This window comes from Nostoc sp. UHCC 0252, from assembly GCF_034931145.1.
Lineage (GTDB): Bacteria > Cyanobacteriota > Cyanobacteriia > Cyanobacteriales > Nostocaceae > Nostoc.
Genome location: NZ_JAYGHE010000006.1, coordinates 167,329 through 191,171 on the forward strand (window position 1 = coordinate 167,329; position 23,843 = coordinate 191,171).

General features: G+C 43.1%; 23 protein-coding genes and 1 pseudogene. 10 read left to right on the plus strand and 14 right to left on the minus strand.

The window, feature by feature from the left end; genetic code table 11:
• From VB732_RS06305 to VB732_RS06320, 4 genes are all read right to left on the minus strand, one after another.
• The coding region (locus VB732_RS06305; RefSeq protein WP_323229973.1) for an NB-ARC domain-containing protein at positions 1 to 1,285 on the minus strand (1,285 nt) is incomplete at its 3' end.
• Between the two features lie 60 nt (positions 1,286 to 1,345).
• Positions 1,346 to 1,786: a hypothetical protein gene (locus VB732_RS06310; RefSeq protein ID WP_323229974.1), complete on the minus strand. Its 441-nt coding sequence runs from the start codon at positions 1,784 to 1,786 to the stop codon at positions 1,346 to 1,348.
• A gap of 231 nt (positions 1,787 to 2,017) precedes the next feature.
• Positions 2,018 to 2,875 carry an SDR family oxidoreductase gene (locus tag VB732_RS06315; protein ID WP_323229975.1) on the minus strand — a complete coding sequence of 286 codons (858 nt, stop codon included), beginning with the start codon at positions 2,873 to 2,875 and terminating at the stop codon, positions 2,018 to 2,020.
• Positions 2,876 to 2,926: 51 nt separating this feature from the next.
• Positions 2,927 to 3,157, minus strand: a complete 231-nt coding sequence (locus tag VB732_RS06320) for a hypothetical protein (RefSeq protein ID WP_323229976.1) — start codon at positions 3,155 to 3,157, stop codon at positions 2,927 to 2,929.
• A 619-nt stretch (positions 3,158 to 3,776) separates the two neighbouring features.
• On the opposite strand from VB732_RS06320, the gene tatC reads away from it, so the two are divergent.
• Positions 3,777 to 4,571 (plus strand): twin-arginine translocase subunit TatC, encoded by a 795-nt coding sequence (tatC, locus tag VB732_RS06325; protein ID WP_323229977.1) that lies wholly within the window; start codon positions 3,777 to 3,779, stop codon positions 4,569 to 4,571.
• A gap of 43 nt (positions 4,572 to 4,614) precedes the next feature.
• Here tatC and VB732_RS06330 read toward each other — a convergent pair whose 3' ends face one another.
• Positions 4,615 to 5,229, minus strand: coding sequence for a hypothetical protein (locus VB732_RS06330; protein ID WP_323229978.1), 615 nt, complete (start codon positions 5,227 to 5,229; stop codon positions 4,615 to 4,617).
• Positions 5,230 to 5,329: 100 nt separating this feature from the next.
• Positions 5,330 to 5,638, minus strand: coding sequence for a DUF3067 family protein (locus tag VB732_RS06335; protein ID WP_323229979.1), 309 nt, complete (start codon positions 5,636 to 5,638; stop codon positions 5,330 to 5,332).
• 228 nt (positions 5,639 to 5,866) lie between these two features.
• On the opposite strand from VB732_RS06335, the gene petC reads away from it, so the two are divergent.
• From petC to VB732_RS06365, 6 genes are all read left to right on the plus strand, one after another.
• Positions 5,867 to 6,406 carry a cytochrome b6-f complex iron-sulfur subunit gene (petC, locus tag VB732_RS06340; RefSeq protein WP_323229980.1) on the plus strand — a complete coding sequence of 180 codons (540 nt, stop codon included), beginning with the start codon at positions 5,867 to 5,869 and terminating at the stop codon, positions 6,404 to 6,406.
• Between the two features lie 107 nt (positions 6,407 to 6,513).
• Positions 6,514 to 7,515 carry a cytochrome f gene (petA, locus tag VB732_RS06345; protein ID WP_323229981.1) on the plus strand — a complete coding sequence of 334 codons (1,002 nt, stop codon included), beginning with the start codon at positions 6,514 to 6,516 and terminating at the stop codon, positions 7,513 to 7,515.
• A 476-nt stretch (positions 7,516 to 7,991) separates the two neighbouring features.
• Positions 7,992 to 8,312, plus strand: a complete 321-nt coding sequence (locus tag VB732_RS06350; protein ID WP_322682741.1) for a hypothetical protein — start codon at positions 7,992 to 7,994, stop codon at positions 8,310 to 8,312.
• On the plus strand, positions 8,312 to 8,767 hold the full coding sequence (locus VB732_RS06355; protein ID WP_323229982.1) for a type II toxin-antitoxin system YhaV family toxin: 456 nt from the start codon (positions 8,312 to 8,314) through the stop codon (positions 8,765 to 8,767). Before VB732_RS06350 ends, VB732_RS06355 begins: the two co-directional genes overlap by 1 nt.
• A 26-nt stretch (positions 8,768 to 8,793) precedes the next feature.
• The gene (locus VB732_RS06360) at positions 8,794 to 9,033 is read left to right on the plus strand and encodes a cupin domain-containing protein (RefSeq protein WP_323229983.1); all 240 of its coding nucleotides are present in this window, start codon (positions 8,794 to 8,796) and stop codon (positions 9,031 to 9,033) included.
• Between the two features lie 16 nt (positions 9,034 to 9,049).
• Positions 9,050 to 9,757: a Uma2 family endonuclease gene (locus VB732_RS06365; protein WP_323229984.1), complete on the plus strand. Its 708-nt coding sequence runs from the start codon at positions 9,050 to 9,052 to the stop codon at positions 9,755 to 9,757.
• An 82-nt stretch (positions 9,758 to 9,839) separates the two neighbouring features.
• Here VB732_RS06365 and VB732_RS06370 read toward each other — a convergent pair whose 3' ends face one another.
• The 8 genes and pseudogenes from VB732_RS06370 to grpE all read right to left on the minus strand — a co-directional run bounded on the left by VB732_RS06370 (position 9,840) and on the right by grpE (position 18,551).
• The gene (locus tag VB732_RS06370) at positions 9,840 to 10,037 is read right to left on the minus strand and encodes a DUF6887 family protein (RefSeq protein ID WP_109011583.1); all 198 of its coding nucleotides are present in this window, start codon (positions 10,035 to 10,037) and stop codon (positions 9,840 to 9,842) included.
• Positions 10,021 to 10,179 (minus strand): annotated as a pseudogene (locus tag VB732_RS06375) (DUF6888 family protein); the annotation flags it as partial. The gene VB732_RS06370 and the pseudogene VB732_RS06375, both read right to left, overlap by 17 nt.
• Positions 10,180 to 10,285: 106 nt before the next feature.
• A complete protein-coding gene (locus tag VB732_RS06380; protein ID WP_323229985.1) occupies positions 10,286 to 11,875 on the minus strand; it encodes a glycoside hydrolase family 57 protein in 1,590 nt (529 codons plus the stop codon).
• Positions 11,876 to 12,396: 521 nt separating this feature from the next.
• Positions 12,397 to 13,497, minus strand: coding sequence for a small ribosomal subunit biogenesis GTPase RsgA (gene rsgA / locus VB732_RS06385; protein WP_323229986.1), 1,101 nt, complete (start codon positions 13,495 to 13,497; stop codon positions 12,397 to 12,399).
• The gene (locus VB732_RS06390; protein WP_323230000.1) at positions 13,494 to 13,751 is read right to left on the minus strand and encodes a sulfurtransferase TusA family protein; all 258 of its coding nucleotides are present in this window, start codon (positions 13,749 to 13,751) and stop codon (positions 13,494 to 13,496) included. Before VB732_RS06390 ends, rsgA begins: the two co-directional genes overlap by 4 nt.
• Positions 13,751 to 14,878: a molecular chaperone DnaJ gene (gene dnaJ / locus VB732_RS06395; RefSeq protein ID WP_323229987.1), complete on the minus strand. Its 1,128-nt coding sequence runs from the start codon at positions 14,876 to 14,878 to the stop codon at positions 13,751 to 13,753. The genes VB732_RS06390 and dnaJ overlap by 1 nt, the downstream gene beginning before the upstream one ends.
• A gap of 739 nt (positions 14,879 to 15,617) precedes the next feature.
• A complete protein-coding gene (dnaK, locus tag VB732_RS06400; RefSeq protein WP_323230001.1) occupies positions 15,618 to 17,576 on the minus strand; it encodes a molecular chaperone DnaK in 1,959 nt (652 codons plus the stop codon).
• A gap of 225 nt (positions 17,577 to 17,801) precedes the next feature.
• On the minus strand, positions 17,802 to 18,551 hold the full coding sequence (gene grpE / locus VB732_RS06405) for a nucleotide exchange factor GrpE (protein WP_323229988.1): 750 nt from the start codon (positions 18,549 to 18,551) through the stop codon (positions 17,802 to 17,804).
• Positions 18,552 to 19,182: 631 nt separating this feature from the next.
• Here grpE and VB732_RS06410 point away from each other — a divergent pair.
• The 3 genes from VB732_RS06410 to VB732_RS06420 all read left to right on the plus strand — a co-directional run bounded on the left by VB732_RS06410 (position 19,183) and on the right by VB732_RS06420 (position 23,746).
• On the plus strand, positions 19,183 to 21,186 hold the full coding sequence (locus VB732_RS06410) for a GspE/PulE family protein (protein WP_323229989.1): 2,004 nt from the start codon (positions 19,183 to 19,185) through the stop codon (positions 21,184 to 21,186).
• A gap of 110 nt (positions 21,187 to 21,296) precedes the next feature.
• Positions 21,297 to 22,418 (plus strand): type IV pilus twitching motility protein PilT, encoded by a 1,122-nt coding sequence (locus VB732_RS06415; RefSeq protein WP_323229990.1) that lies wholly within the window; start codon positions 21,297 to 21,299, stop codon positions 22,416 to 22,418.
• A gap of 104 nt (positions 22,419 to 22,522) precedes the next feature.
• Positions 22,523 to 23,746: a type II secretion system F family protein gene (locus VB732_RS06420; protein ID WP_323229991.1), complete on the plus strand. Its 1,224-nt coding sequence runs from the start codon at positions 22,523 to 22,525 to the stop codon at positions 23,744 to 23,746.
• The last annotated feature ends 97 nt before the right edge of the window (positions 23,747 to 23,843 follow it).

Below are 23,843 nucleotides of genomic sequence, written 5' to 3' on the forward strand. Positions count from 1 at the left end.
TAGCGGCGACATCTGGATGTTCTTCTCCCAAGCGTTTTTTAGTGATTTCTAGACATTGTTCATACCAGGGTAAAGCTTGGTTATATAAACCTTGACCATTGTAAAATCTAGCGTTACCGATGAAAGACCAAGGTAAATCATCATTGCTGACGTATTGAATGAGATGATTCGCTACTTCAGCTATATGAGGAATCGCGGGAGAAAAGGCGGTGATTTGCTCAAGGGTGGACGAGTGAGGAATATCTTGGGCAACTGCTACCATTACCCGACAAAGACTTCGCTTTAATTCTTCTGCTTGCTCTAAATCTGTAAGCTTATATTGAAAAAACTCCCTTAGCAGTGGATGTAGTTGATAAACTCCCTCACCTTTGCGCTGGAGTAAATGCAGATTCAGCAAGGTATCATCTCTAATTTCCTCTAAATCTTCGGCATCTTCTTCTGGTAAAGACTGTTCCACCAACTTCCAAGGTATAGGTGCGGCTGCAAATAAACTCAATAAACAACCCAATTGTTTATCGTCGTCTTTTAATTCCTGCCAACTCAACTCAAAGGCTGCTAACACACCTCGTTGTGCTGTCATGTCAGCTTCCGACTTAGATTTAGAAAGAGAACGCTCATCTAATCGCTTGTTCTCCAACCGCCGCAACATTTCTGCTAAAGATAAATCCTGTTTCCGCGCCAGATAGCGCCCCACTAATTCCACACCCAAAGGTAAATATCCCAGCCACTCACACAACTGATTTGCTAAAGCTAATTCTTTTTCAATTCGCCCCGGTGTTTCTTTGAGTAAAGACTTTAATAACTCCAGCGCCGCCTCTGGTTGCAGCACATCCAAAGATAACTGTGCGATGCGTCCTAACTTTTGGCGCGTAGTCATCAACACTTTAAACCGAGAAGGTAGCGACTGTAAATAAGGCTTGACTCCTTCGTAGTCGCTGACATCATCCAAAACTAGCAGCACATCACCCTCACGCCAACGCCGCCAACAGTATTGCACTTGGGCGAGTATATCAAAATCTTCTGGTGGCTTTAAATCAAGCTGCGTTCTGGCAAACTGTACAATTTGAATGCCCACGTCTCCAGTTTTTACCAGCAACCAACAAAGCCCACCGTTGTATGTTTCGCGGTGCTGGATTGCATATTGTAAGGCAAGTTCTGTTTTACCAACTCCACCCATCCCAGCAATAGCTGCGATCGCAACTTGTTCATTATCCTGCAAAAGTTGGTGGAGATTTTGCAATTCTTCCTCACGCCCGACAAACTCCACTACCCCACTCAGGGGCAAATTTTGCGGTATTTCAGTAGAGGGATTTAACTTTGCCCGTTCCCGTTCAGGCGGCTGTAGTCAATCAGGAGAATTCTGATGGTAATTGATAGTAATTGGGCTATTGTCTACGCCTTGAAAGGTGGGAGCTTTACTATCAATACTTTGAAAACCTTGTCCACCATAAACATTCTGGATATTTTTACCTTGAACTTTGTCAATATTAATTTCCTGGTGAATTTCTTTAGCAAGGCTTTGAACTTCTTCGCCAAATTGGGGATAGCTGTCCATTTCAACCTGTAGGTAGGCAGCAACCAAGTTCAAATCTTCCTTAGAACCTTGTTCAGCCTTTATTAAGGCTTCTTGCACTTTCGGTTTACCCTGAAACTTATCCCAAATTTTTTGACGCAGCAGTTTTAGCTTGTCCAGTGTACCTTCTGTTATCTTCTCTACGGTTTTTTCTATAGCTTTGGTGATTACCAAAGTTGCGATCGCAGCTGCTGTCAGCGATACTGGCTCCATAAGTTTCCCAAAATATACGAGATTTTACTTATGGTTCTCAGTTTAACGCTTCCTAATCATAGAAGGTAAATCATAGCCCCTCCTCGCTACACACCAGACAAGCGAGGAGGGGCTAAAAATCTCTTCAAGTCCCCCAATTTATCGGGGGATTTAGGGGGATCTAAAAAATTAGGAGGCTAAACGAGTAGTTTGAAAACACGCCCTACCCCTGAAATATTGACGATCGCTAATCTACAATCCCATTGAGTATAAAATTATCTTGTCATGTAGCTTATCAGGCAAAATATGCTTTAGCACCGCTCCGAGTTTGGCATCTGAACCAACGAGATAGCGTGTCTTGGGTTGCTTTGCAGTCAGCGCATGAACAACAGTCTGAGCGACAATATCCGCAGAAATTCCCTTAGATGCGAGAATCTGCATTTTTTTGCGGACAATATTCATCGCTTTACCGTAAAGATTTTGTGCTGATTCTGGTAAATCGTGCTGTGCTACTTCAGATTGACTTAGGGACTTATCCCAAATTGGGGTAGCAATGGAACCAGGTTCAATAATTGAAACCGAGATTCCCCAAGGACGTAACTCCATCCGCATGACATCAGTGAGTGCTTCCAAGGCAAACTTAGAAGCATTGTAAGCTCCTAAGAACGGCGTAGGACTTCTACCAGCAATGGAACCCATATTAATAATTCGACCGCGACTTTGGCGTAAAAGCCCAAGAAATGCTTGTGTTACAGCTAGTTGTCCGGTGACATTAACGTGCATCTGGTGTTGAAATTCTGCGATCGCTAATAATTCTAAAGGCCCAGGGATAGCAATTCCGGCATTATTCACTAAACCTGCAATTCCAGTACCACCGACTTTATTTGTTACCTTATCAACCGCAGCTGCGATCGATTCAGCATCAGTAACATCTAAAAAAATTGGAATGAGTCTTGGCGATCCTTTCTGCTTAAGTGTTTGAGCATCAATATCTTGACGCACACCAGCAAAAACAGAGAAGCCCAACTGGTCTAAAAGCAAAGCAGATGCTTGGCCAATTCCTGTTGAAGCTCCTGTAACCACTACCGTCTGTTGATGTTCTACAACCATTAATTTACTTTTTTTATAATGTGACTACTAATTCCCAATTCCCAATTCGTATCAATCCTTGCAAGTACCCGCCCGAAGACAATCTTCCGTTTGGTCATCTCTAGCTGATACTTGCCACGGCAATATACTTAACGAAGCATTTGTACTGTGGGCAATTAGAGCAGCTATTGTAGGAAGCTGCTCTTTGACAATTGTCACGTCACTGCTAAGAGCATTACTTAGCCCAACATTGTATAAATAAACAGGCAATGCCATTAAGACAAAGCAAATTGTCCGGTTCATACCTAACCTCAGCTAAAAATTTCCGATTGCGCTATGTATAGATGCCACCTTGATGAACCGGATTTTCAAAACTGAGTATTAAATGTTAATGTTGTGTGAATTTACCCAGCACTACTAGTAATTTATTAACTTGAAATTGATGGGTAGACAACCTTGTAGTAAGGATTTTAGCCCTTATTCTTGCACTAAAGTGTTTACCACAAACCATCAAAAACTAGTTTTACAGGCTACTAGCCGCAGAGACGTGATTTCTAAATTATCAGTTCCACCCTTTTTTTAGGTTATGTCATGTTCGGCAAATCACTTATAATATGTCATTGCGAATGCAACGAAGTAGAATGAAGCAATCGCAAAGGTTTGGGATTGCCGCGCAACGCTTGCAATGACATAAGTATTAAGTCAAACATGATATCAGGCATTGCCTACAACATGGCTTCCTACTAACTTATGCAGACGCAACCCTAAAAAACAGGACAAAAAACCCATAGCAGCGAAAAACATATCTTGGTAACTGCATTCCCCAGATAAAATAATGAAGAGTGCTAAGTTAAAAGTGCTGAGTGAAAAATTTTGCTCATTACTCAGCACTCAGTTATAAATGTTGCCTACTAGCTGACTCATGCCGCCTTTACAAGACGTAGATACTGTAAACGTTCCCAACATCGATCCAGAAGGATATGGCAATTCAGACACAGATCCTCTTAATGAGTTGCCCGATGAAGTCGAAATGTCTCTTTTCGACCACCTAGAAGAGTTACGACAGCGCATTTTCTATTCCCTGATTGCCGTAGCGATAGGTATTATTGGCTGTTTCTTTGCCGTTAAACCGATTGTCCAACTGCTTGAGGTTCCAGCACAAGGAGTAAAATTTCTTCAACTTGCACCCGGAGAATATTTCTTTGTCTCCCTCAAAGTTGCAGCTTACACTGGTTTAGTACTTTCTAGTCCTTTCATTCTTTACCAAATTATCCAGTTTGTGCTTCCAGGATTGACTCGGCGCGAACGCCGTTTACTGGGGCCTGTGGTTTTGGGTTCGAGTGTGCTGTTTGGAGCAGGTTTAGTATTTGCCTATTTACTTCTTATCCCCGCAGCTTTGAATTTTTTCATCAGCTACGGAGCAGATGTAGTTGAACAACTTTGGTCAATAGATAAATATTTTGAATTTGTGCTGCTACTGTTATTCAGCACTGGTTTAGCATTTCAAATTCCCATCATCCAACTTTTGCTCGGTAATTTGAACATTGTCTCGTCTGAACGGATGGTTTCTGGTTGGCGTTACGTAATTATGGGAGCAGTAGTTTTAGGAGCCGTGCTTACACCTTCTACTGACCCTCTAACTCAAAGTCTTTTAGCAGGAGCCGTGCTGGGGCTTTATTTCGGTGGTGTTGGATTGGTTAAACTGACAGGTAAATAATGCGATCGCACTGTTTCAATTTGAAACTCCCAAAAATCTCAATTTAGTTGATGAGTGCAGTTAGTAAAATTCTAACTACTATTTCCAACTCTTCAGTAACACGATACAGATTGATTGCTTGTTCAATACGCTGTGTCTGTCGATATAATCTACCAAATTGCCAAACATTACCTGTTGTTACTGCTCCTAATATTTCTGTTTGAGTAGAATCAGTCCATTTGTCAAGAGCAATCATCTCAGTTGCTAGTTGTGTAAATCCCCTATTTATATCTGCTTGCTTGGCTTCAATCACAATTAAATTAGTTTGTGTTTTGAGGAAATAATCAAAATTACCTTGAAGTTTGTTATCAACTTTAATAGTGTATTCAATTCGTAATTTAGCGCGGGAATAATGAATTAAATCGGCAACAATTGGCGCAATTAGGATTTCCCGGCGTGTAGCTTCGTTCTCCAAATCTACATAGGGTAAAACTTCCTCAATTCGCTGCTTGAGGTCAGCAAGTCGGTCTAATGTGCCAGAATATTGAGGTAAATCAATAAATTTCCGCTCGAATGAATAGCCAAATTCCGCAACTAAATCGTCAACCGCAAACCCTAACTCAAAGTAATTACTAAAAGTATACGAACGATTTGGGTCTAGCAATGGTTGGCGGCTCATTTGAGTTTCCTCCAATTTGCCAATATTTTTTCCGAAGGTATTTTTGGATAAAAAATACTATAATTACTCAGAAATTTATTAACGTTAATGCAATAGCAGGTCATAATATCCATTCTGAAGAGCGTTCACCCAAATCGAGAGGAATGCTAACAGCCTTACCGAGGCGGGGGCGATCGCGTGTTTGGGCAATAAATGCTTGTACCTGTGTTGATCCACCCAAGGCATGAAGATAATTAGCAATGCTGTCAAGATGCTCTTGGTACTCCGCCTCACTCAAGGGAAAAGAAGCTTGCTCCAGATATTTCCACATTACTTGTAAAAATATCTTTCCCTGTGCCCGCCGAAACTGGACATCATAAGAATATCCCCACTTATCAAGCAACATCTGACGTAATTCCTGTCCTGTCATAGCTTTTCTCAATCAGATTTTACATTTAGTTATGATGTTAAGTTCCGTGACTCCAGTATGATAAGGATATAAAGAAATGTAATGCTAACAGAAAAGATGCTTTTTATATCTTGGAACAAAGAAGTATGGCATCGTTGTGAGCGCTAGCATTTCGACTTAGACAAGAGTTTCTCAAGTACAGTACTTTTGTCAAAATGCTTAACAAAATACACAAAGAGCGCGTAGATTATGGCTCAATTTTCTGAATCAGCAGACGTGCCCGATATGGGGCGTCGTCAGTTCATGAATCTGCTCACTTTTGGGACTGTCACTGGAGTAGCTCTGGGTGCATTGTATCCCGTTGTCAACTACTTTATTCCACCGGCTGCGGGTGGTGCTGGTGGCGGTGTAACGGCAAAAGACGAGCTAGGTAACGATGTTAGCGTCACTAAATTTCTAGAAAACCGGAATGCAGGCGATCGCAACCTAGTCCAAGGACTTAAGGGAGATCCTACCTATATTGTGGTAGATAGCAAAGAGGCGATCAAAGATTACGGCATTAACGCCATCTGCACCCACTTAGGTTGTGTTGTCCCTTGGAACGTTGCCGAGAACAAATTTAAATGTCCTTGTCATGGTTCCCAGTATGACGAAACTGGTAAGGTTGTTCGGGGCCCTGCGCCTCTGTCTCTGCCTTTGGCCCATGCCAATGTAAGCGACGACAAAATCGTTTTGACCCCTTGGACTGAAACCGACTTCCGCACCGGTGATGCAGCTTGGTGGGCTTAATAATTTCGTCCTTAGTCCTTAGTCATTCGTCCTTCGTTCAGGGCTTAATGACTAATGACTAATGACCAATGACTAATGACTAAATTCAATCGTTGCCCTTACTAGAGATGAGAAATGTTTTCTTAAAAGCGAGGTTAACTCGCAGTGCTAGAGCGATCGTTAAAACATTGCTCATTGCGATCGCTACCGTAACATTTTACTTGACCAGCGATCTAGCCCTTCCCCAATCAGCTGCCGCCTATCCCTTTTGGGCACAGCAAACCTATCCCGAAACCCCCCGCGAACCAACCGGGCGGATTGTTTGTGCCAACTGTCATCTAGCAGCCAAGATTACAGAAGTAGAAGTTCCCCAATCGGTTCTACCTGACACTGTATTCAAAGCCGTGGTGAAAATCCCTTACGATCTTAGCGCCCAGCAAGTTGGTGCTGATGGTTCCAAGGTTGGCTTGAACGTCGGTGCTGTACTGATGCTACCTGAAGGCTTTAAGATTGCCCCCGAAGACCGTCTTTCCGAGGAACTTAAAGAAGAAGTTGGCGACACTGCCTTCCAACCCTACAGCGAAGACAAAGAAAATGTCGTCATCGTCGGCCCTCTACCTGGTGAGCAGTATCAGGAAATCATCTTCCCAGTTCTTTCTCCTAACCCCGCAACCGACAAAAATATCCACTTCGGTAAATATTCAGTTCACGTAGGTGGTAATCGCGGACGCGGACAAGTTTATCCTACTGGCGAAAAGAGCAATAACGCTGTTTACAACGCTTCCGCTACTGGCACAATTACCAAGATTGCCAAAGAGGAAGATGGAGATGGTAACGTCAAATATCTAGTCAATATCCAACCTGAATCTGGTGATGTTGTCGTTGATACGATTCCTTTAGGGCCAGACCTGCTTGTTTCCGAAGGTCAAGCAGTTAAGACTGGTGATGCTTTGACCAGCAACCCGAACGTTGGTGGATTCGGTCAAATAGATGCAGAAATCGTATTGCAAGACGCTTCCAGAGTCAAATGGATGATTGCGTTCATCGCTCTTGTAATGTTGGCTCAAGTTATGCTTGTGCTGAAGAAGAAGCAGGTTGAGAAAGTTCAAGCTGCTGAAATGAATTTCTAAATTCTTTGCTAAATCATTATTTTTAGGACAGGCATCTTGCCTGTCTTTTTTATAGGTTATGCTTCCGAGTCTGCATATAGCACTCAGAGGTTAATATTGGGACTTAGACAAAAAACACCAAGAAAAAAACCTCAAACCTATATACAGAGAGACTTTAAAATCGTTTTGCTTGGTTTATTGATATATCTGGGTTTGAACCATTTTTGAGTACTTGGTGTATTTACCTTACCCTGAATGAGTTTGAGCTTGTTTATTCCTCAAAAATGTTTAAGTCTCAATATGCAATTTACTTTAAAAGTATATCTACTTAATCAAAAATTCTTATATTAACTTCTAGTCTTTTTTTAGGGAATCTGTTATAGTTTAGTTGTAAGTTATAACAGTTGTTATAACACAACGTAACTTCTCACATCAAATTTGTAGTGTCTAGGTATTCTATTTAAATGCCTAGTATCTTCCTACTTAGGAATTAGCTCATGGCTGTAAAAAGTTATCCCGTAACTCATGCAAAGGTAGGAAATCAAGATGGGTTTCGCTTACCTCGCGCATTCTCTAAGGATTATCCCCATTTAGCTAATGCTTCAGGCCATATTGAAGTGCTATCTGATAACACGTTCTTAGTTAGATTAGAAACTGATAATGTTGATGAAGCTGATGGAGATGAGGGCATTATGATGAGCCTTTTTCTTGACTTTCTCATGAAGGATGCTATGCAAAATCCTTCTAAACTCGTTCCTTATACCCAAGAAATGAGCGATGAAATGGATGATTTACTGGCTGATGTAGTTATAGATTAATGGCTGCATTTACTTGTAATGGTTGGCAGATTTTTTTCTACCCATTGTTTAACGAACAATGGGTAGAATTGCGTAATAGGGTTCGTGTTTTAAAAAATGAGTTACCTAGAGAAGAATTTGTTACACATTCAGATGTCAAATTCTTAAAAGCATTGAATATTGGGATTAAAGAAAAAATTCCTCAAGACCCTTTTGCTAGTCATTTTGCTTTGCAAAAACCTTTGCAAAAGTATAGCCGTCTCAAAAAAATGGGGCTACCTGAACGATATAGATTATTCTTTAGAGCATTCAAAGAACCAAAAATCATTATTATTCTTTGGTTAGGTTTTCCTCGGAAGGAAGGCGATAAAAATGATTGTTATCAAGTTTTTCGCAAAAAAGTAGAGAATGGGGATTTTCCTGAAAGTATTGATAATCTCCTTGCAGAATGTGAATTACAAGATCCTGAAAATTAAAACGAAGAGTAAGCAGCGATTTTGAAGTGAGACATTATTACCAGCAATCGCGCCAGTTTTTCTTTATCTTATCTGGAAAGGCAACTTTAGAAATCGATGGTTCCCATCAAGTACTTTCTCAACATGAAGGTGTAGAAATTCCGGCTAATGTTCCTCATCAGATGCTCAATGAAAGCGACTGTAATTTGGAATTTTTGGTGATTTCACAGCCCCCAAGTCATGGCGATCGCATTTTGAGCGATATTATTAAACCTAGCCTTAGTTGAGTTGAGGTATTAGCCCGTGACAGTCTCAATAGAGTATATCCCCGTTACCCCAATTGAGTACCCAGATGAGGACGGTAAGCCAATGGCTGAAGGAGATATCCAGTTCAGTTACTTGACTTATGCAATAAATGCGCTACAAATTTATTTCCAAAATCACCCAGACATATACGTTGCTGGTAATCTATTTATTTACTACGAAAAAAATTATCCAGAATCAGTCGTAGCCCCAGATGTATTTGTAGTCTTTGGAGTAGAAAACCGTGACAGACGCTCTTACAAAACCTGGGAAGAAAATAATCAAACCCCAGCTTTTGTTCTAGAGATTACCTCAAAAACCACTCGCAGCAAAGACCAAGGTGCAAAGAAAGGAATTTATGCCTTTTTGGGAGTGCGCGAATATTTTCAGTATGACCCCACAGGCGATTATCTCAATCCCCAACTCCAGGGTTTACACTTGGTCGATGGGAATTATTTTCCAGTAGCAGCCAATACCCTGGCAGATGGTATAGTGTCCCTACCCAGTGAAGTTTTGGGGCTAGAGTTACGCCTTGAGGCAGGAAAACTGCGTTTTTACAATCCAGCTACGAGCCAAACACTCCTAACTCATGAAGAGGAAGCAGCTGCGCGACAAGCCGCAGAAGAGGCTCGACAGCAAACAGAGCAAAAGGCGCAAAGATTAGCTGCTAAACTCCGAGAATTAAATATTGATCCAGATAGCCTTTAGCTCAATCCGGCAGTGTTAATAAAATAATAGGGTGAGTATGATTTACCCACCCTAATTATGCTTACTGAATTAGACAATAATCTCAAAGTTCTCCATTAATCTTACGCCTGATGATTTCCATCTGGGCTTGCATATCAGCTTCTGTCACAGGCATGGGATACTTTGGAGAATTAGGGTCGCGTTTGCTCATTAAAAAACGTAGAGCTTCAATATCTTCACGGTTTTCTACGACATAAGCTCTCAACTCTGTAAAACTCATTTGCTCATAATTCGGGTTCATTGACAAACTCCCATTCGCCATTGCGATAAACAATGATTTGCAGTTCATCCGCAGATAAAATGTAAATTTCTCCGATTTTGTCGTCAAATCGAAATAAGCGGATGTCTTTGTAAAGATTTGATAGCATTTGACAAACCCTTACACAGGCTAAGGCTTACTCTGTTGTTGGTAAAATAAACGAACGCTCCTCACTACTAATATAGGGTGAGCAATGCCCACCCTACTGCTGTTGATTATTTTTTGTGAGACTATAGCGGACGGTAGACGCGATAGTTGATTTCGGGGAAGATATTATCCATTAACTCGACTTTTTCCAACCAACCACTGTCAACTTTGCCGACTTTCACATCTTCGTAGAGCTTATTGAATCGCATCAGGTGCGATCGCGTCCGTCTAATTGCATAGGGTACCATTGTTCCCGTCCGCATAATAAATGCCCAGTCAGAAGATTGTGCTAATAGCAGTTCCCGCGCCGCTTGGTTGAGTGCTTTCCACTGCAATTCATCCTCTGGTTCCAAATGCGATATTTCAATCATCCGTTCAGCAGCTTTGTGCAAATGCGGATAAATCCACGCATTGGTTTCGTTCAACCAATATTCGTGGAAACCCTTGAAACCCCAACTCGACTGCGAAGGGCGACAGACTTGCTGCGTTGGCTGATCTCGCAAATAGTCTGCTAAATGGGTCATTTGATATGTTTTTTGGTCATACCACGATTTGCGGAATAGGTAATCGATAAACCAAGGGCCTTCATACCACCAATGTCCAAATAACTCTGCGTCATAAGGCGAAACGATAATTGGCGGGCGCTGCATTATACCATAGAGATGCTCAGTTTGCCGCTCTCGGTTATACATAAAATTATCAGCGTGTTCTGCTGCCTTTTCTTTAGCCCAATAAGGATCGTAAAGTGCCTTATCTGATAGCCCTAAACCACGCCCCGTAATTTTGTGATATTTAATACCCGTATTTTTCCGTTGACCATTGGGCATAATGTAGGGCTTGATGTACTCATATTCTGCTTCCCAGCCCAAATCTTTGTAAAATTCTCGATATTCCGCCGCCCCAGGATAGCCCACCTCAGAAGACCATACTTGTTGGGAGGATTCATGATCTCGACCAAAGACAGCAACACCAGTTTCTGTATAAATTGGCGCATAAGTACCAAAGCGCGGGCGGGGACGGGCGTAAAGGATGCCATGCCCATCAGTGAGGAAGTAGCGTAATCCCGCATCGGCTAGCATCCGGTCTAAACCTTCATAGTAGGCACATTCCGGCAACCAAATGCCTCTGGGTGCTTGTCCAAAGTTTTGTTCGTAATGTTCGCAGGCTACCTGAATTTGCGCCCACACCGCCTCTGGATACATTTTCATCAACGGTAAATAGCCGTGGGTAGCGCCGCAAGTGATGATTTCCAGGTTGTTACTGTCTTGGAACTTCTTAAAAGCTGTCACCAAGTCACCGTCGTAACGTTCCCATAGCTGACGCGCTTCGCTAAACTCAGTAGCGTAATGTTCGGCTAAATAACGAAGGTGTCCGTTATTGACATTGTGTTCTGCTTCTAGTTGTATAAGTTCTTCTAGTTGAGCTAAGTGTGCTTCATAGCGTTCTTGAAGCAGAGGATCGCGGAGCATCGACACCAGAGGGGGTGTCATACTCATCGTGATTTTAAAGTCGATACCGTCTCGCTTTAAGCCTTCAAATACTTTCAATAATGGAATGTAGGTTTCGGTGATGGCTTCATAGAGCCATTCTTCCTCCAGCACGTAGTCACTTTCTGGGTGACGAACGAAGGGCAGATGTGCGTGGAGTACAAGCGCGACGTAGCCGATAGACATAGTGATTTTGGGGTGATACTTGTAAGTTGAAGGTCAAGAGGTTTGGCTGAAATTAACAATATTTTAAGACTTTATGGGGATCGTAAGAATAGTTTTCAATTGAGTCAAATACAGTGTTTGTGAGAGTACAACATTGTTGTGCCTCCACCGCCTTTTATTGTTAACTAGTTGTAAAACTTGCCTATTTGTTTATTGTATAATTTTGTATTGAAAATATTTACTTAGGTTCAATACCTGCTAATCATAAGTGTTCTGACAATTTTCCAGCTAATGCACCATCAACAATCCAAGGTGCGTTAATCTACTGCATAACACACCCTCTTTCTACTCAAAATTTATATTTCTTCATATAAATAAATTGAATTTTTATATCGCCGACTTAACTTTACTTTGGGCTTGCTTCTTCTAGGTTAAAAAAACGTAATTTCTCAGCCAAGATAGTTTTTTGTATCCAAACTATGGCGACAACCCTTTCCATAGAAGGGCATAGCGCACGCAGCCCGTCGTAGACATGGCACACTTTATTCCTCGTCTCGATATAATTCCTGCAAGTCTTGTAACTGAGTCTTGCGAGAAATTCGGCGATATTTTTTACTTTCTAGCTTGGGTTCGTATTGACTCTGCCCTTTGCCTTTGCTTTTTAACTTCATGGTGGATTCTGGATCGGCTTGCTGGTGCAGGTGAGTTTGATGTGCGATCGCAGCATCCAAAAATTCTAAATAATGTTCATATCGTTCCCAATCTCCCCGCACTGCACATTCAGGTTCGTCTCGATGCAGACAATCACTAAACCGACAGCTAGCAACTGCTAACCGTTTTCTTGCTTCTGGGAAATAATGGATTAATTCTTCTGGCATACAATCCATGTCCGGCTGATTAAAGCCGGGGGTGTCTGCAAGCATTCCACCGCTAGGTAACTCAAATAATTCTATATGGCGAGTGGTATGACGACCACGAGCTAATTTGCCAGAAACTTCCCCGACTCGCAGCTTCGCAGAGTCAATTAGCGTATTAATCAGGCTAGATTTACCAACCCCAGAAGGCCCGGCAATTACAGTAATTTTATCGCTCAAATATCTGCTTGCTTGGTCAGTATTTATACCATCTTTAACACTGATAAATATTGGTTGATAGCCCCAACCAAGTAAGCGATCGCTAACTTGCTGCTGTTCCTGTGGTGAAATTAAATCACTTTTATTCAAACATAAAAGCACATCCAAGCCTGTAGACTCAGCCTTAATGAGAAACTTACTCAGTTGATAGGGTTCCAAAGGCGGATCGGCTACCGCAAATACCAATAAAATTTGGTTGACATTAGCGATCGCGGGACGATCTAATTCACTTTGACGGGGTAAGACATCAGCGATCGCTCCTCGTCCCCCAGCCCAATCAGGCTCTTCAACCACAACGCGATCGCCTACCATCACCTGTTGTCCGATTTTTTTCAGGCGTGTCCGGCGAGTACAGAGGAGGAGAGGGGGATAAGGAAGATGAGAATCTTGCTTCCCCATCTCCCTCATCTCCCCATCCTGTTGATCCAGATGTACTCGGTAAAAATTAGCCTGTACAGCCACCACCGTACCCAGTAGCTGCCCAGTTGTGGCAAAATTTTCCCCTGTCATTGGCCAGCTTGTGGACGGCGCACTAACAAAGAAAAATAACTAGAGCAGTCTGTAATTTGTTCCACCTGATAACCTGCCATTGCCAAACTATCAGGAACTTGCTCAATCGGTTCACCAGGGTCTAGCCAGACTTCTAGTAAACCTCCCAATGGCATTTTTTCCAGACGTAATTTTGTCCGCACAAAATTAATCGGGCAAGGAGTGCCACGTAAATCAAGTTGAGCATCGGGAGTTAAAAGAGAAGAGGGCTTAATCACTTAAATAAATTTCCCAAAAATCCTTCTAGACCGCCTTTACCAGTGCGATCGCCTTTAATTTTAGCCAGCTTCTCTAACAGTTCCCTCTCCTCTGGGGTGACTTTGTTAGGAATATCAATTAATACGTTCAGCATGTGATCCCCACGACTGACGGGATTACCCAAACGGGGTACGCCGCGATTTTCCAACTTCATCACAGTATTTGGCTGAGTTCCGGCTGGAATAATCAGTTCTACAGGCCCATCTACCGTATCTACCTCTAACCGACAACCTAAAATCGCTTGCAGGTAGCTAATTTTGATTTCCGAGAGAATATTAATGCCATCTCGTTGGAATTCTTCGTCCTCATTTACAAACAAGTAAACGTATAAATCCCCAGGAGGGCCACTACGTTGACCGGCATCTCCTTCACTAGAAATCCGCAAGCGAGTACCATTATCCACCCCAGCCGGAATGGTAATTTTGAGTTTCTTTGTGACTTGATTTGCACCCTTCCCGTCACAAGCATCACACTTATCTTCAATTACCATCCCTGTTCCATTACAGGTGGGACAAGTCGAGACTTGAGTGAAACTGCCAAAAGGCGTTCTGGTGACACGACGGACTTGGCCCGAACCGCTACAAGTCGAACAAGTCCGGGGGCGCGTTCCAGGTTTAGCACCAGAACCGCTACAGACTTCACAATTTTCTAAATGGGAAATGCGAATTTCTTTTTCCCCGCCAAATACCGCTTCTCGAAAGTCTAACTTCAGGTCTAGCCGCAGGTCATCACCTCTAGCAGGCCCACTGCGCCGTCTTTGTTGCGTGGGATTACCCATACCGCCAGCAAAGCCACTAAAAATGCTTTCAAAGATATCGGCAAAACCGCTCATATCGCCGACATCTTGGAAGCCTGCGCCAGCACCTGACACACCCTCTGGCCCAAAGCGATCGTAACGAGCGCGAGTTTCGGGTTCTGAGAGTACCTCATAAGCGCGGTTAATTTCTTTAAAGCGATCCTCCGCTCCCGGTTCTTTGTTCACATCTGGGTGATACTTCCGGGCTAAACGGCGATAGGCTTGTTTGATTTCTTCTTTGTCGGTGTCACGAGAGACACCCAGGATTTCATAATAGTCGCGGGCCATATAGCAAAGGTAAAAGTTAGAAGGAAGAAAGCAGAAGTCAGCAGAACGTCACTCACGGTAACTCGCTACTTTACAGAAAGGCGTTTTGCTTTACAGATATGCAAAAGCAACACAGTATCCTTTAAAGAGAAGCTTGCCGGAGGTCAGGCAGAAGGTAAAATTAATTTTTGTTAATAACTGATTTTACCCTTTACCCTTTACAAAAATCACCGACAAATCTTGAGCAACAGGTACTTTCCTCGTGGGAAACGACAAAAGCGATAGAAGTTATCAGACTTCATTGCTGCCGAGTCGGTTGTCTCTTTTACAATTGTGCTACGTATGAGAGGAAAACCCCGCCCATTAACTAGAGGGGCTAGCCGCACCATTCGGTGTGGAAAACCACCCTTATGTTTTAGATTGCATCTGAATTGGCATACTGCCTAGCAGTAATTTGCTTCTACAATCTAGCAAACCCCTGGGGTCTTGTGAAACTTTGCTAAATCTATGGTCAATAATTAAATATATTAAAATATCTTAATATAAATCTGCAACTTTAGGATATTGGGTATTGGGTATTGGGGACAAGGCGAAAGACTTGTTGTAAGTTCTAAACTTTTGTCCCCTTGTCCCCCTGTCCCCTTGTCCCCCTGTCCCCCTGCCCCCTGCTCCCTGCTCCCTGCCCCCTGCTCCCTGCCCCCTGCTCCCTGCCCCCTGCCCCCTGCTCCCTGCCCCCTTGCTTCTTCCCCATTCCCAATCCCTAATCTATCGCCTCATAATCAACCTGTGCGGTACTTTCTTCGTCAAAATCAAAGTTGAATTGTGGTATCAGCGTGCCATTCATTGGTGAGTCTACTTCTGGAGTCAAAACGCTCGCTGAAGCTCCCTCAATCTCATCTGTTTGGCTGTTAGCTCGATTATAGACATCAGCACCAATTGCAAACAGAGTTTGTTGGAAGTCGTCTAAGCGCTGCTTAAATTCCCCAGTAGAGATACTGGAGTCAGTCATTGCAGCTTGGAGTTGTGAAACTTTTTCACTAGCCAAAGTCTTCATCTGCTCGCCGATAAAGCTGCTATTATCCTTGATGGTGGATTCGTAACTGAACAACAGATTATCTGCTTGGTTTCTGAGTTCAACCAGTTCTTTACGTCTTCTATCTTCTTCAGAAAACAGTTCAGCCTCTTGGCGCATCCGTTCGACTTCGTTGGTACTCAAACCACCTGTATTAGTAATTCTGATACTCTGTTCTCTACCTGTACCTTTATCTTGGGCAGAAACCTTCAGGATGCCATTGACATCGATTTCAAAGGATACTTCAATTTGCGGCACACCACGGGGCGATGGGGGAATTCCTGCTAGTAGAAACTTGCCGAGACTCTTGTTATCTCGTGACATTGCCCGTTCACCTTGCAGAATGTGAATTTCTACCGAGGTTTGCCCATCAACTGCTGTGGAAAAAATTTGTGACTTACTAGTAGGAATTGTGGTGTTGCGTTCAATAATTTTGGTGAACACTTCACCCAAGGTTTCAATTCCTAGAGACAAAGGGGTGACATCCAATAGTAAGAGATTATCGACTTCGCCACCTAAGACCCCTGCTTGGATAGCTGCTCCTAATGCTACCGCCTCGTCAGGGTTGATAGAGCGATCGGGAGCTTTGCCATCGAAAAATTTAATCAGTGCGTTTTGGACTGCGGGAATACGAGTAGAACCACCTACTAAAATAATCCGATCTATGGCTGATGGTTTGAGATCCGCGTCTTTGAGCGCTTGGATCATTGGTTCGATAGTACCTTCAATTAATTTCCCTGCCAGTTCCTCAAATTTAGAGCGGCTGAGTTCCATTTCTAGATGCTTTGGGCCGGTTTCATCAGATGTGATGAAGGGCAGATTGATGGAAGTATTCACCATGTTGGAGAGTTCAATTTTGGCCTTTTCTGCTGCTTCCCGTAGGCGTTGCAGTGCCATCTTATCTTTGGAAAGGTCGATTTTCTCCTCTTGTTGAAAGCGTTCCATCATCCAACGCACGATCGCATTATCAAAGTCGTCTCCACCCAAGTGGTTGTTACCACAAGTCGCCTTAACTTCAAAAACGCCATCTCCAAGTTGCAGGATCGATACGTCGAAAGTACCGCCTCCTAAGTCAAATACTAAAATTAGCTGCTCTTGGTCTTGCTTTTCTAATCCGAAAGCTAAAGCCGCAGCCGTTGGTTCATTGATGATTCGCAGAACTTCTAATCCTGCGATCGTGCCAGCATCTTTAGTAGCTTGTCTTTGAGCATCTGTAAAATATGCTGGTACGGTGATTACTGCCTGAGTGACTTCTTCACCCAAAAAGTTTTCTGCATCCTGCTTGAGCTTTTGCAGGATCATCGCGGATAGTTCTTGTGGCGTATAGTTTTTTGAGCGAATTTGCACATCAACGGTATCGTCTCGACCTTTGACACAGTTGTAGGGGACACGTTCGCGTTCTATTTCAGTGTCTTCCCAACGTCGCCCGATAAATCGTTTAATACTGTAAATTGTATTTTCCGCATTGGTTACGGCTTGGCGCTTTGCCAATTGACCAACCAAGCGATCGCCACTCTTCCCAAATCCCACAATACTTGGAGTAGTTCGTCCGCCTTCAGAATTGGAGATCACCAGTGGTTGACCGCCCTCCAAAACTGCGACGCAACTGTTAGTAGTGCCTAAGTCAATCCCAATAACTTTTCCCATATTAACCAGTATTTTTACCGAGTCTTTCTGCTGTATTATGTCGCGGAATAACTTTTTTTCTGAACCAAGGCTAGCGGATAACATCTGTGGAACTCATATTGCTGGTAGCAAGAGAGAAGTTGAAACACAGAGAGTTATCCAAAGCCTTGTCCAAGTTTTAGGTACGCGATGCTCGTCCTTGCTAGAACCCAGGCACTTTAGGTCAGCGAGACGAGCGACTACAGCTTAACTGTTGGCTGGACTCGACTGATCTTCCTCCGTAGAAGGTGTATCTTCCTTTGGAGCAGCTACTTTGACCATTGCATGGCGTAGCACGCGATCGCCCAAGAAATATCCGCGCACTAACTCTTCTAACACTGTTCCTTCAGGATGTTCATCCGTAGGTTCCCGCATTACTGCTTCGTGGAGGTTAGGATCAAATTCTTGACCTTCAGGACGCATTGGTGATACACCCAAGCGCTTCAGGCTGTCTACTAATTGCTTGTAAACGCCTTGGTAGCTTTTGTGCATGGTCATTTCGCCATCAGATTGTGGTTTGAGGTGCGATCGCGCCCGCTCAAAATTATCGACCACTGGCAGCAATTCTAGAATCGTGTTCCGCTTCATCAGCGTCTCTAACTCTTCTTTTTCTTTGCTAGTACGTTTCCGATAATTCTCAAAATCAGCAGCGATCCGCATATATTGAGTACTACGTTCTTCCAGTTGCGTTTTGAGAGACTCAATTTGTTGAGTCAGTTCTGCCAAAGCTGCCGTTTCCGCTCCAGTGTTTTCGGTTGCAGGGACACCAGTTTCTGAATTTGTAGTAGCTGCATCTCCCGATACATTAGTTTGGGCTGCCACTTGTTCTGTCGCCTCGCCACCAGATTCATTGAAATTAATTTGGGCTGGGAAGTCACTCTTCATTGCTTGCTTTACCTCTGTTGGTTCACCCAATTGCTGGCTAATATTGTTTATCTGTTTATTTTCATCCATCATTGTCCACTCATTCCAGATGCTTGCTATTTATGGCAGTGTATCTCCATAGCTTGCAACCGTCGTCATCCACGACTTGCAACTGAGGCTGATTTTGTTGCCGACAAGTATTCTGGAATTGATGTAACCGTTTTCTTATTGTGACAAATGGTGAACACGTTCGCGTAGCCACCATTAAGGCGGGAACCCGAACGAGTGGTGTACCTCTAGGAGTAAATAATTTGGAAGAGGGCTAGGGGGCAGGAATTTACAGCAGTTTTCATGTATTTGAACTACATCTGTCGTAAGGGCGCAGCAATGCTGTGCCCCTACCGCATGGTTTATTTAACGTGAGTTCGATAAACCTCTCCCTGCCTTGAACTAAAGTTCAAGTCTGTCCCTCTCCGAGTCGGAGAGGGACGGTTTTGCGTAGTAAAATCAGGGAGAGGTCTTTTTTTACGTCTAATTTAGATGGACACTATATCACTCATCGAACTCACGTTTATTTACGTGAAAATAGCTGCAACTTTGAATTCGGAACGTACTCCTTTGGCGAAGCAAGCGACTTAACTCAGGACTTTTTTAGGAAATGAGAATTCTATCTCACGCGCTGGGAATACTTTAAGCAGAGGTTTCCCTACTCAGTCGCTCATTTATGAACTCGTCACCACAACGGCGCAGTACCGCTCTAACTACCAGAACAGAGTTTTCGCCCTTTGGCAACAAGCTAGTGCAATCTGGCTATGTCAATACCGAACAGATGAGGCAGGCACTAATTGAAAGCCGCAAATCTGGCCGACCCTTAACGGAAGTATTAGAGTCAATTACTGGGCAACAACTATCACCTGAGTTGCTCAGGCAATACAAAAAACAGCAGCTATTTGAACTTAAAATACTATACGGTGTTGAATTCCTCGATCCGGAAGTCAACTCCATTGCTAACACGATGATGGGGAACCTGATTGAAACCCTCATCCCAGTTGATATCTGCCGTCGCCATCGTTTAGTACCACTATCGAAACACGAAGACCAAACCCCGCCCTCAGTTTTAGTGGCGATGGTTGCTCCAGATAACCTAGAGGCTTCCGATGACCTAAATCGCATCTTGCGCCCCCAAGGGCTGGCATTGCAGCGCATGGTGATTACACAGGAAGACTACCAGCAGCTAATCAACCAATACCTGGATGATATGGCTGTTCGGCAAAAGCACCTGGAACAAGAAAAGTTTACAGATATTAATCAGGATTTAGAGAATCTCGGAAATCTCGATCTTTCGGATGCTCCTGAAGAAATGGAGGCCGATCTAGGGGCAGCGATGAAGGGTGCAGAGGATGCCCCAGTCATCAACCTAGTCAATAGAATCCTGGCTAAAGCCTTGCATGAAGGCGTTTCTGACATTCATATCGAACCCCAAGAAGAAAACTTACGCATTCGCTTTCGGAAGGATGGCGTACTGAAAGAAGCTTTCGATCCCCTACCGAAAAAAATCATCCCGGCGGTGACAGCCCGATTTAAAATTATCTCGAATCTAGACATTGCCGAACGCCGTCTACCCCAAGATGGACGTATCCGGCGGATGTTTGAGGGACGCAAAGTAGATTTCCGTGTGAATACTTTACCCAGTCGCTACGGGGAAAAGGTGGTACTGCGGATTTTGGATAACTCTTCAACCCAATTGGGATTAGATAAGTTAATTACCGATCCAGAGACTTTACATATTGTCCAGGATATGGTCAGCCGTCCCTTTGGTCTAATTTTGGTAACTGGGCCAACTGGTTCTGGGAAAACAACCTCGCTGTATTCTGCACTCTCAGAAAAGAACGATCCCGGAATTAATATCAGTACTGTAGAAGACCCCATTGAGTACAGTCTTCCAGGGATTACCCAAGTACAGGTAATTCGGGAAAAAGGACTGGATTTTGCTACCGCGCTGCGGGCTTTCTTGCGACAAGATCCAGACGTGCTACTGGTGGGTGAAACGCGGGATAAGGAAACGGCAAAAACAGCAATTGAAGCTGCCTTGACTGGTCACTTAGTATTAACTACCTTACATACCAATGATGCCCCAGGAGCGATCGCTCGTTTGGGAGAAATGGGGATTGAGCCTTTCATGGTTTCTAGTTCTCTAATCGGCGTTCTAGCTCAACGTTTGGTGCGGCGTGTATGTTCTGAATGTCGTATTCCCTACACTCCCACAACTGAGGAACTAGCTCGTTATGGTCTATCAGCTTCTTCTGATGTGGGAGTCACTTTCTATAAAGCTAACACCTTGACATTAGATGCGATCGCAGATGCCAAAGCTAAAAATCAGCTTTGCTCAAAATGTAATGGCGTTGGCTACAAAGGGCGTTGTGGTGTCTATGAAGTCATGCGAGTCACCGAAAACTTGCAAACTCTGATCAACGAAGATGCACCCACAGAACGCATCAAAGAAGTGGCAATAGAAGAGGGCATGAAAACCTTACTGGCTTACAGTTTGGACTTAGTGCGCCAAGGCTCTACCACTCTAGAAGAAGTAGAACGAGTGACATTTACCGACACTGGTTTAGAAGCAGAGTTAAAAGCCAAACGCAAGACTGGTCTTACCTGCCGCAGTTGCAATGCCACATTGAAACAAGAATGGCTGGATTGTCCCTACTGTATGACACCTCGGTTTTAAAACTAATAGTCATTGGTCATTAGTCATTGGTCATTAGTCACTAGTTGATGCTTAGTAACTTTAAACAAATGACAAAGGACAAATAACAAACATTAAAAGGAAGTAGAACTATGGAAATGATGATTGAAGACTTGATGGAGCAGTTGATTGAAATGGGTGGCTCGGATATGCATTTATCCGCAGGTTTGCCTCCCTACTTCCGTATCAGTGGCAAACTCACTCCCATCGGTGAGCATATATTGACAGCCGATCAATGTCAAAGGCTGATTTTTAGTATGCTCAACAACACCCAGCGTAAAACCTTAGAGCAGAACTGGGAATTAGATTGTTCTTATGGTGTTAAGGGTTTGGCACGTTTTCGGGTCAATGTTTATAAAGAACGTGGTTCTTATGCTGCTTGCTTACGGGCCTTAAGTTCTAAAATTCCTAACTTTGAAAAATTAGGTTTGCCAGACATCGTGCGGGAAATGACAGATAAGCCCAGAGGATTAATTCTGGTGACAGGCCCTACAGGTTCTGGGAAGACAACTACCCTAGCAGCGATGATCGACTTGATTAACCGCACCAAGGCGGAGCATATTTTAACAGTGGAAGACCCAATTGAATTTGTCTACGAACCAATTAAAAGCTTGGTTCACCAGCGACAACTGGGTGAAGATACCAAGAGTTTTGCTAATGCTTTGAAAGCAGCTTTGCGGGAAGATCCAGATATTGTTCTGGTAGGAGAAATGCGCGATTTAGAAACGATTTCTTTGGCGATTTCCGCAGCAGAAACAGGACACTTGGTATTTGGCACTCTCCACACTAGTTCTGCCGCCCAGACAGTTGACCGGATTATTGACGTTTTCCCCCATGAAAGACAAACCCAGGTGCGGGTACAGTTATCTAACTCTTTAGTGGCAGTATTTAGCCAAACGTTGGTGTCTAAGAAAAACCCTAAACCCGGTGAATATGGTCGGGTGATGGCTCAAGAAATTCTGATAGTCACTCCCGCTATTTCCAACTTGATTCGAGAAGGCAAAACATCTCAAATTTACTCAGCTATTCAAACTGGCGGCAAATTGGGAATGCAAACTTTGGAGAAGGTTTTAGCCGATTTTTACAAAAATGGAACCATTTCCTTTGAAGCGGCGATGTCTAAGACTTCCAAGCCAGATGAAATCCAACGTCTGATTGGTAATTCTACACCGCAAGCAGGTGCGAAGCCTGGCGCGGCTGCCAAAGCGCATTAGAGGAACTGAAGAAATAAGGGAGATGAGGAACTAAAGATGAAGTTGCAGTAAATCTTTCCCTTATGTCTCATGCCCAATGAATAACAACTATTTTGAATTTATTTATGCCAAACTTCGTTGCCCGTGTTCGGGATTCTCAAGGGAAATCTCGAACAGAAAAAATTGTTGCTGAATCCTTAGTACAAGCTCGTACTAATCTGAGAGATCAAGGTTTTGTAATCCAAGAACTCAAGCAGTCTCAAGGATTTCAGCCAGATGTTGCTTTCAAAAAATTCCAGAATTCCTTAGTTAAGGTTTCTGTGAAAGACAAAGCAGTTTTTTCCCGTCAATTTGCCGTTTTGATGAATGCGGGAGTTGCGATCGTTAGAAGTCTGGGGGTACTTTCCGAACAGTGTAGTAATACTAAACTGAAACAAGCCCTTGTGGAAATTAGTACCGATGTTCAAAGCGGAATGAATCTTTCAGAGGCAATGCGGAAGCATCCTGACTGCTTTGATGGATTATATGTGAGTATGATTCAAGCTGGTGAAGTGGGTGGTGTTCTAGATGAAGTATTGAATCGTTTAGCTAAGTTATTAGAGGATGTCGCTCGTCTACAAAACCAAATTAAATCAGCATTATCTTATCCAACTGTTGTGGGTTTTATCGCAGTTGCAATATTTCTCGGTATGACCATTTTTCTTATTCCTATTTTTGCAAAGATTTTTACAGAAATCGGAACTGAATTACCAGCTCTAACGCAATTTTTGATGGATGCTAGTCAATTTTTGAGAAGTCCAAAGGTTTTTGTACTTATTGCTGTTCTTGTAGGAGCGAAAATTGCCTTTACACAATACGGTAAAACTCCTGTTGGTCGCATAACACTTGATCGTCTTTCCCTCAAGATGCCATTGTTTGGTGACTTAATTCAAAAATCTTCAGTTGCTCGCTTTAGCCGAACTTTTGGTTCTTTGACTCGTTCAGGTGTGCCAATTTTAACTTGCTTGGAAATTGTCCGAGATACATCAGGAAACCAAGTAATTGCTAATGCCATAGACGCAGCCCGGATGGAGATCCAACAAGGGGGTATGATTAGTCTTGCTTTACAAAAAGATGCCGTTTTTCCGGCTATGGCAATTCAGATGATTAGTATTGGAGAAGAAACTGGTGAATTAGATGCAATGCTGATGAAAGTTGCCGATTTTTATGAAGATGAAGTCGAGCAAGCAGTAAAAGCAATGACCAGTATTTTGGAGCCAGTAATGATTGTAGTTCTAGGGGGGATGGTTGGAACCATTTTGCTAGCAATGTATTTGCCTATGTTTGCGGTCTTTGAAAAGCTGGGATAAGGGATTAAGAGTTAAGAGTGAATAATTAGGAATTAGGGGTTTCAACTCTTTATTTATCATAATTATTTTTAACTCTTAACTACTTAATTTTACTAAT

Excerpts from the sequence above, each read along its gene's own strand:
- VB732_RS06310 (WP_323229974.1), bottom strand. The coding sequence starts at position 1,786 with ATGGAGCCAGTATCGCTGACAGCAGCTGCGATCGCAACTTTGGTAATC.
- VB732_RS06315 (WP_323229975.1), bottom strand. The coding sequence starts at position 2,875 with ATGGTTGTAGAACATCAACAGACGGTAGTGGTTACAGGAGCTTCAACA.
- VB732_RS06320 (WP_323229976.1), bottom strand. The coding sequence starts at position 3,157 with ATGAACCGGACAATTTGCTTTGTCTTAATGGCATTGCCTGTTTATTTA.
- tatC (WP_323229977.1), top strand. The coding sequence starts at position 3,777 with ATGCCGCCTTTACAAGACGTAGATACTGTAAACGTTCCCAACATCGAT.
- VB732_RS06330 (WP_323229978.1), bottom strand. The coding sequence starts at position 5,229 with ATGAGCCGCCAACCATTGCTAGACCCAAATCGTTCGTATACTTTTAGT.
- VB732_RS06335 (WP_323229979.1), bottom strand. The coding sequence starts at position 5,638 with ATGACAGGACAGGAATTACGTCAGATGTTGCTTGATAAGTGGGGATAT.
- petC (WP_323229980.1), top strand. The coding sequence starts at position 5,867 with ATGGCTCAATTTTCTGAATCAGCAGACGTGCCCGATATGGGGCGTCGT.
- petA (WP_323229981.1), top strand. The coding sequence starts at position 6,514 with ATGAGAAATGTTTTCTTAAAAGCGAGGTTAACTCGCAGTGCTAGAGCG.
- VB732_RS06350 (WP_322682741.1), top strand. The coding sequence starts at position 7,992 with ATGGCTGTAAAAAGTTATCCCGTAACTCATGCAAAGGTAGGAAATCAA.
- VB732_RS06355 (WP_323229982.1), top strand. The coding sequence starts at position 8,312 with ATGGCTGCATTTACTTGTAATGGTTGGCAGATTTTTTTCTACCCATTG.
- VB732_RS06370 (WP_109011583.1), bottom strand. The coding sequence starts at position 10,037 with ATGAACCCGAATTATGAGCAAATGAGTTTTACAGAGTTGAGAGCTTAT.
- VB732_RS06380 (WP_323229985.1), bottom strand. The coding sequence starts at position 11,875 with ATGTCTATCGGCTACGTCGCGCTTGTACTCCACGCACATCTGCCCTTC.
- rsgA (WP_323229986.1), bottom strand. The coding sequence starts at position 13,497 with ATGACAGGGGAAAATTTTGCCACAACTGGGCAGCTACTGGGTACGGTG.
- dnaJ (WP_323229987.1), bottom strand. The coding sequence starts at position 14,878 with ATGGCCCGCGACTATTATGAAATCCTGGGTGTCTCTCGTGACACCGAC.
- dnaK (WP_323230001.1), bottom strand. The coding sequence starts at position 17,576 with ATGGGAAAAGTTATTGGGATTGACTTAGGCACTACTAACAGTTGCGTC.
- grpE (WP_323229988.1), bottom strand. The coding sequence starts at position 18,551 with ATGATGGATGAAAATAAACAGATAAACAATATTAGCCAGCAATTGGGT.
- VB732_RS06410 (WP_323229989.1), top strand. The coding sequence starts at position 19,183 with ATGAACTCGTCACCACAACGGCGCAGTACCGCTCTAACTACCAGAACA.
- VB732_RS06415 (WP_323229990.1), top strand. The coding sequence starts at position 21,297 with ATGGAAATGATGATTGAAGACTTGATGGAGCAGTTGATTGAAATGGGT.
- VB732_RS06420 (WP_323229991.1), top strand. The coding sequence starts at position 22,523 with ATGCCAAACTTCGTTGCCCGTGTTCGGGATTCTCAAGGGAAATCTCGA.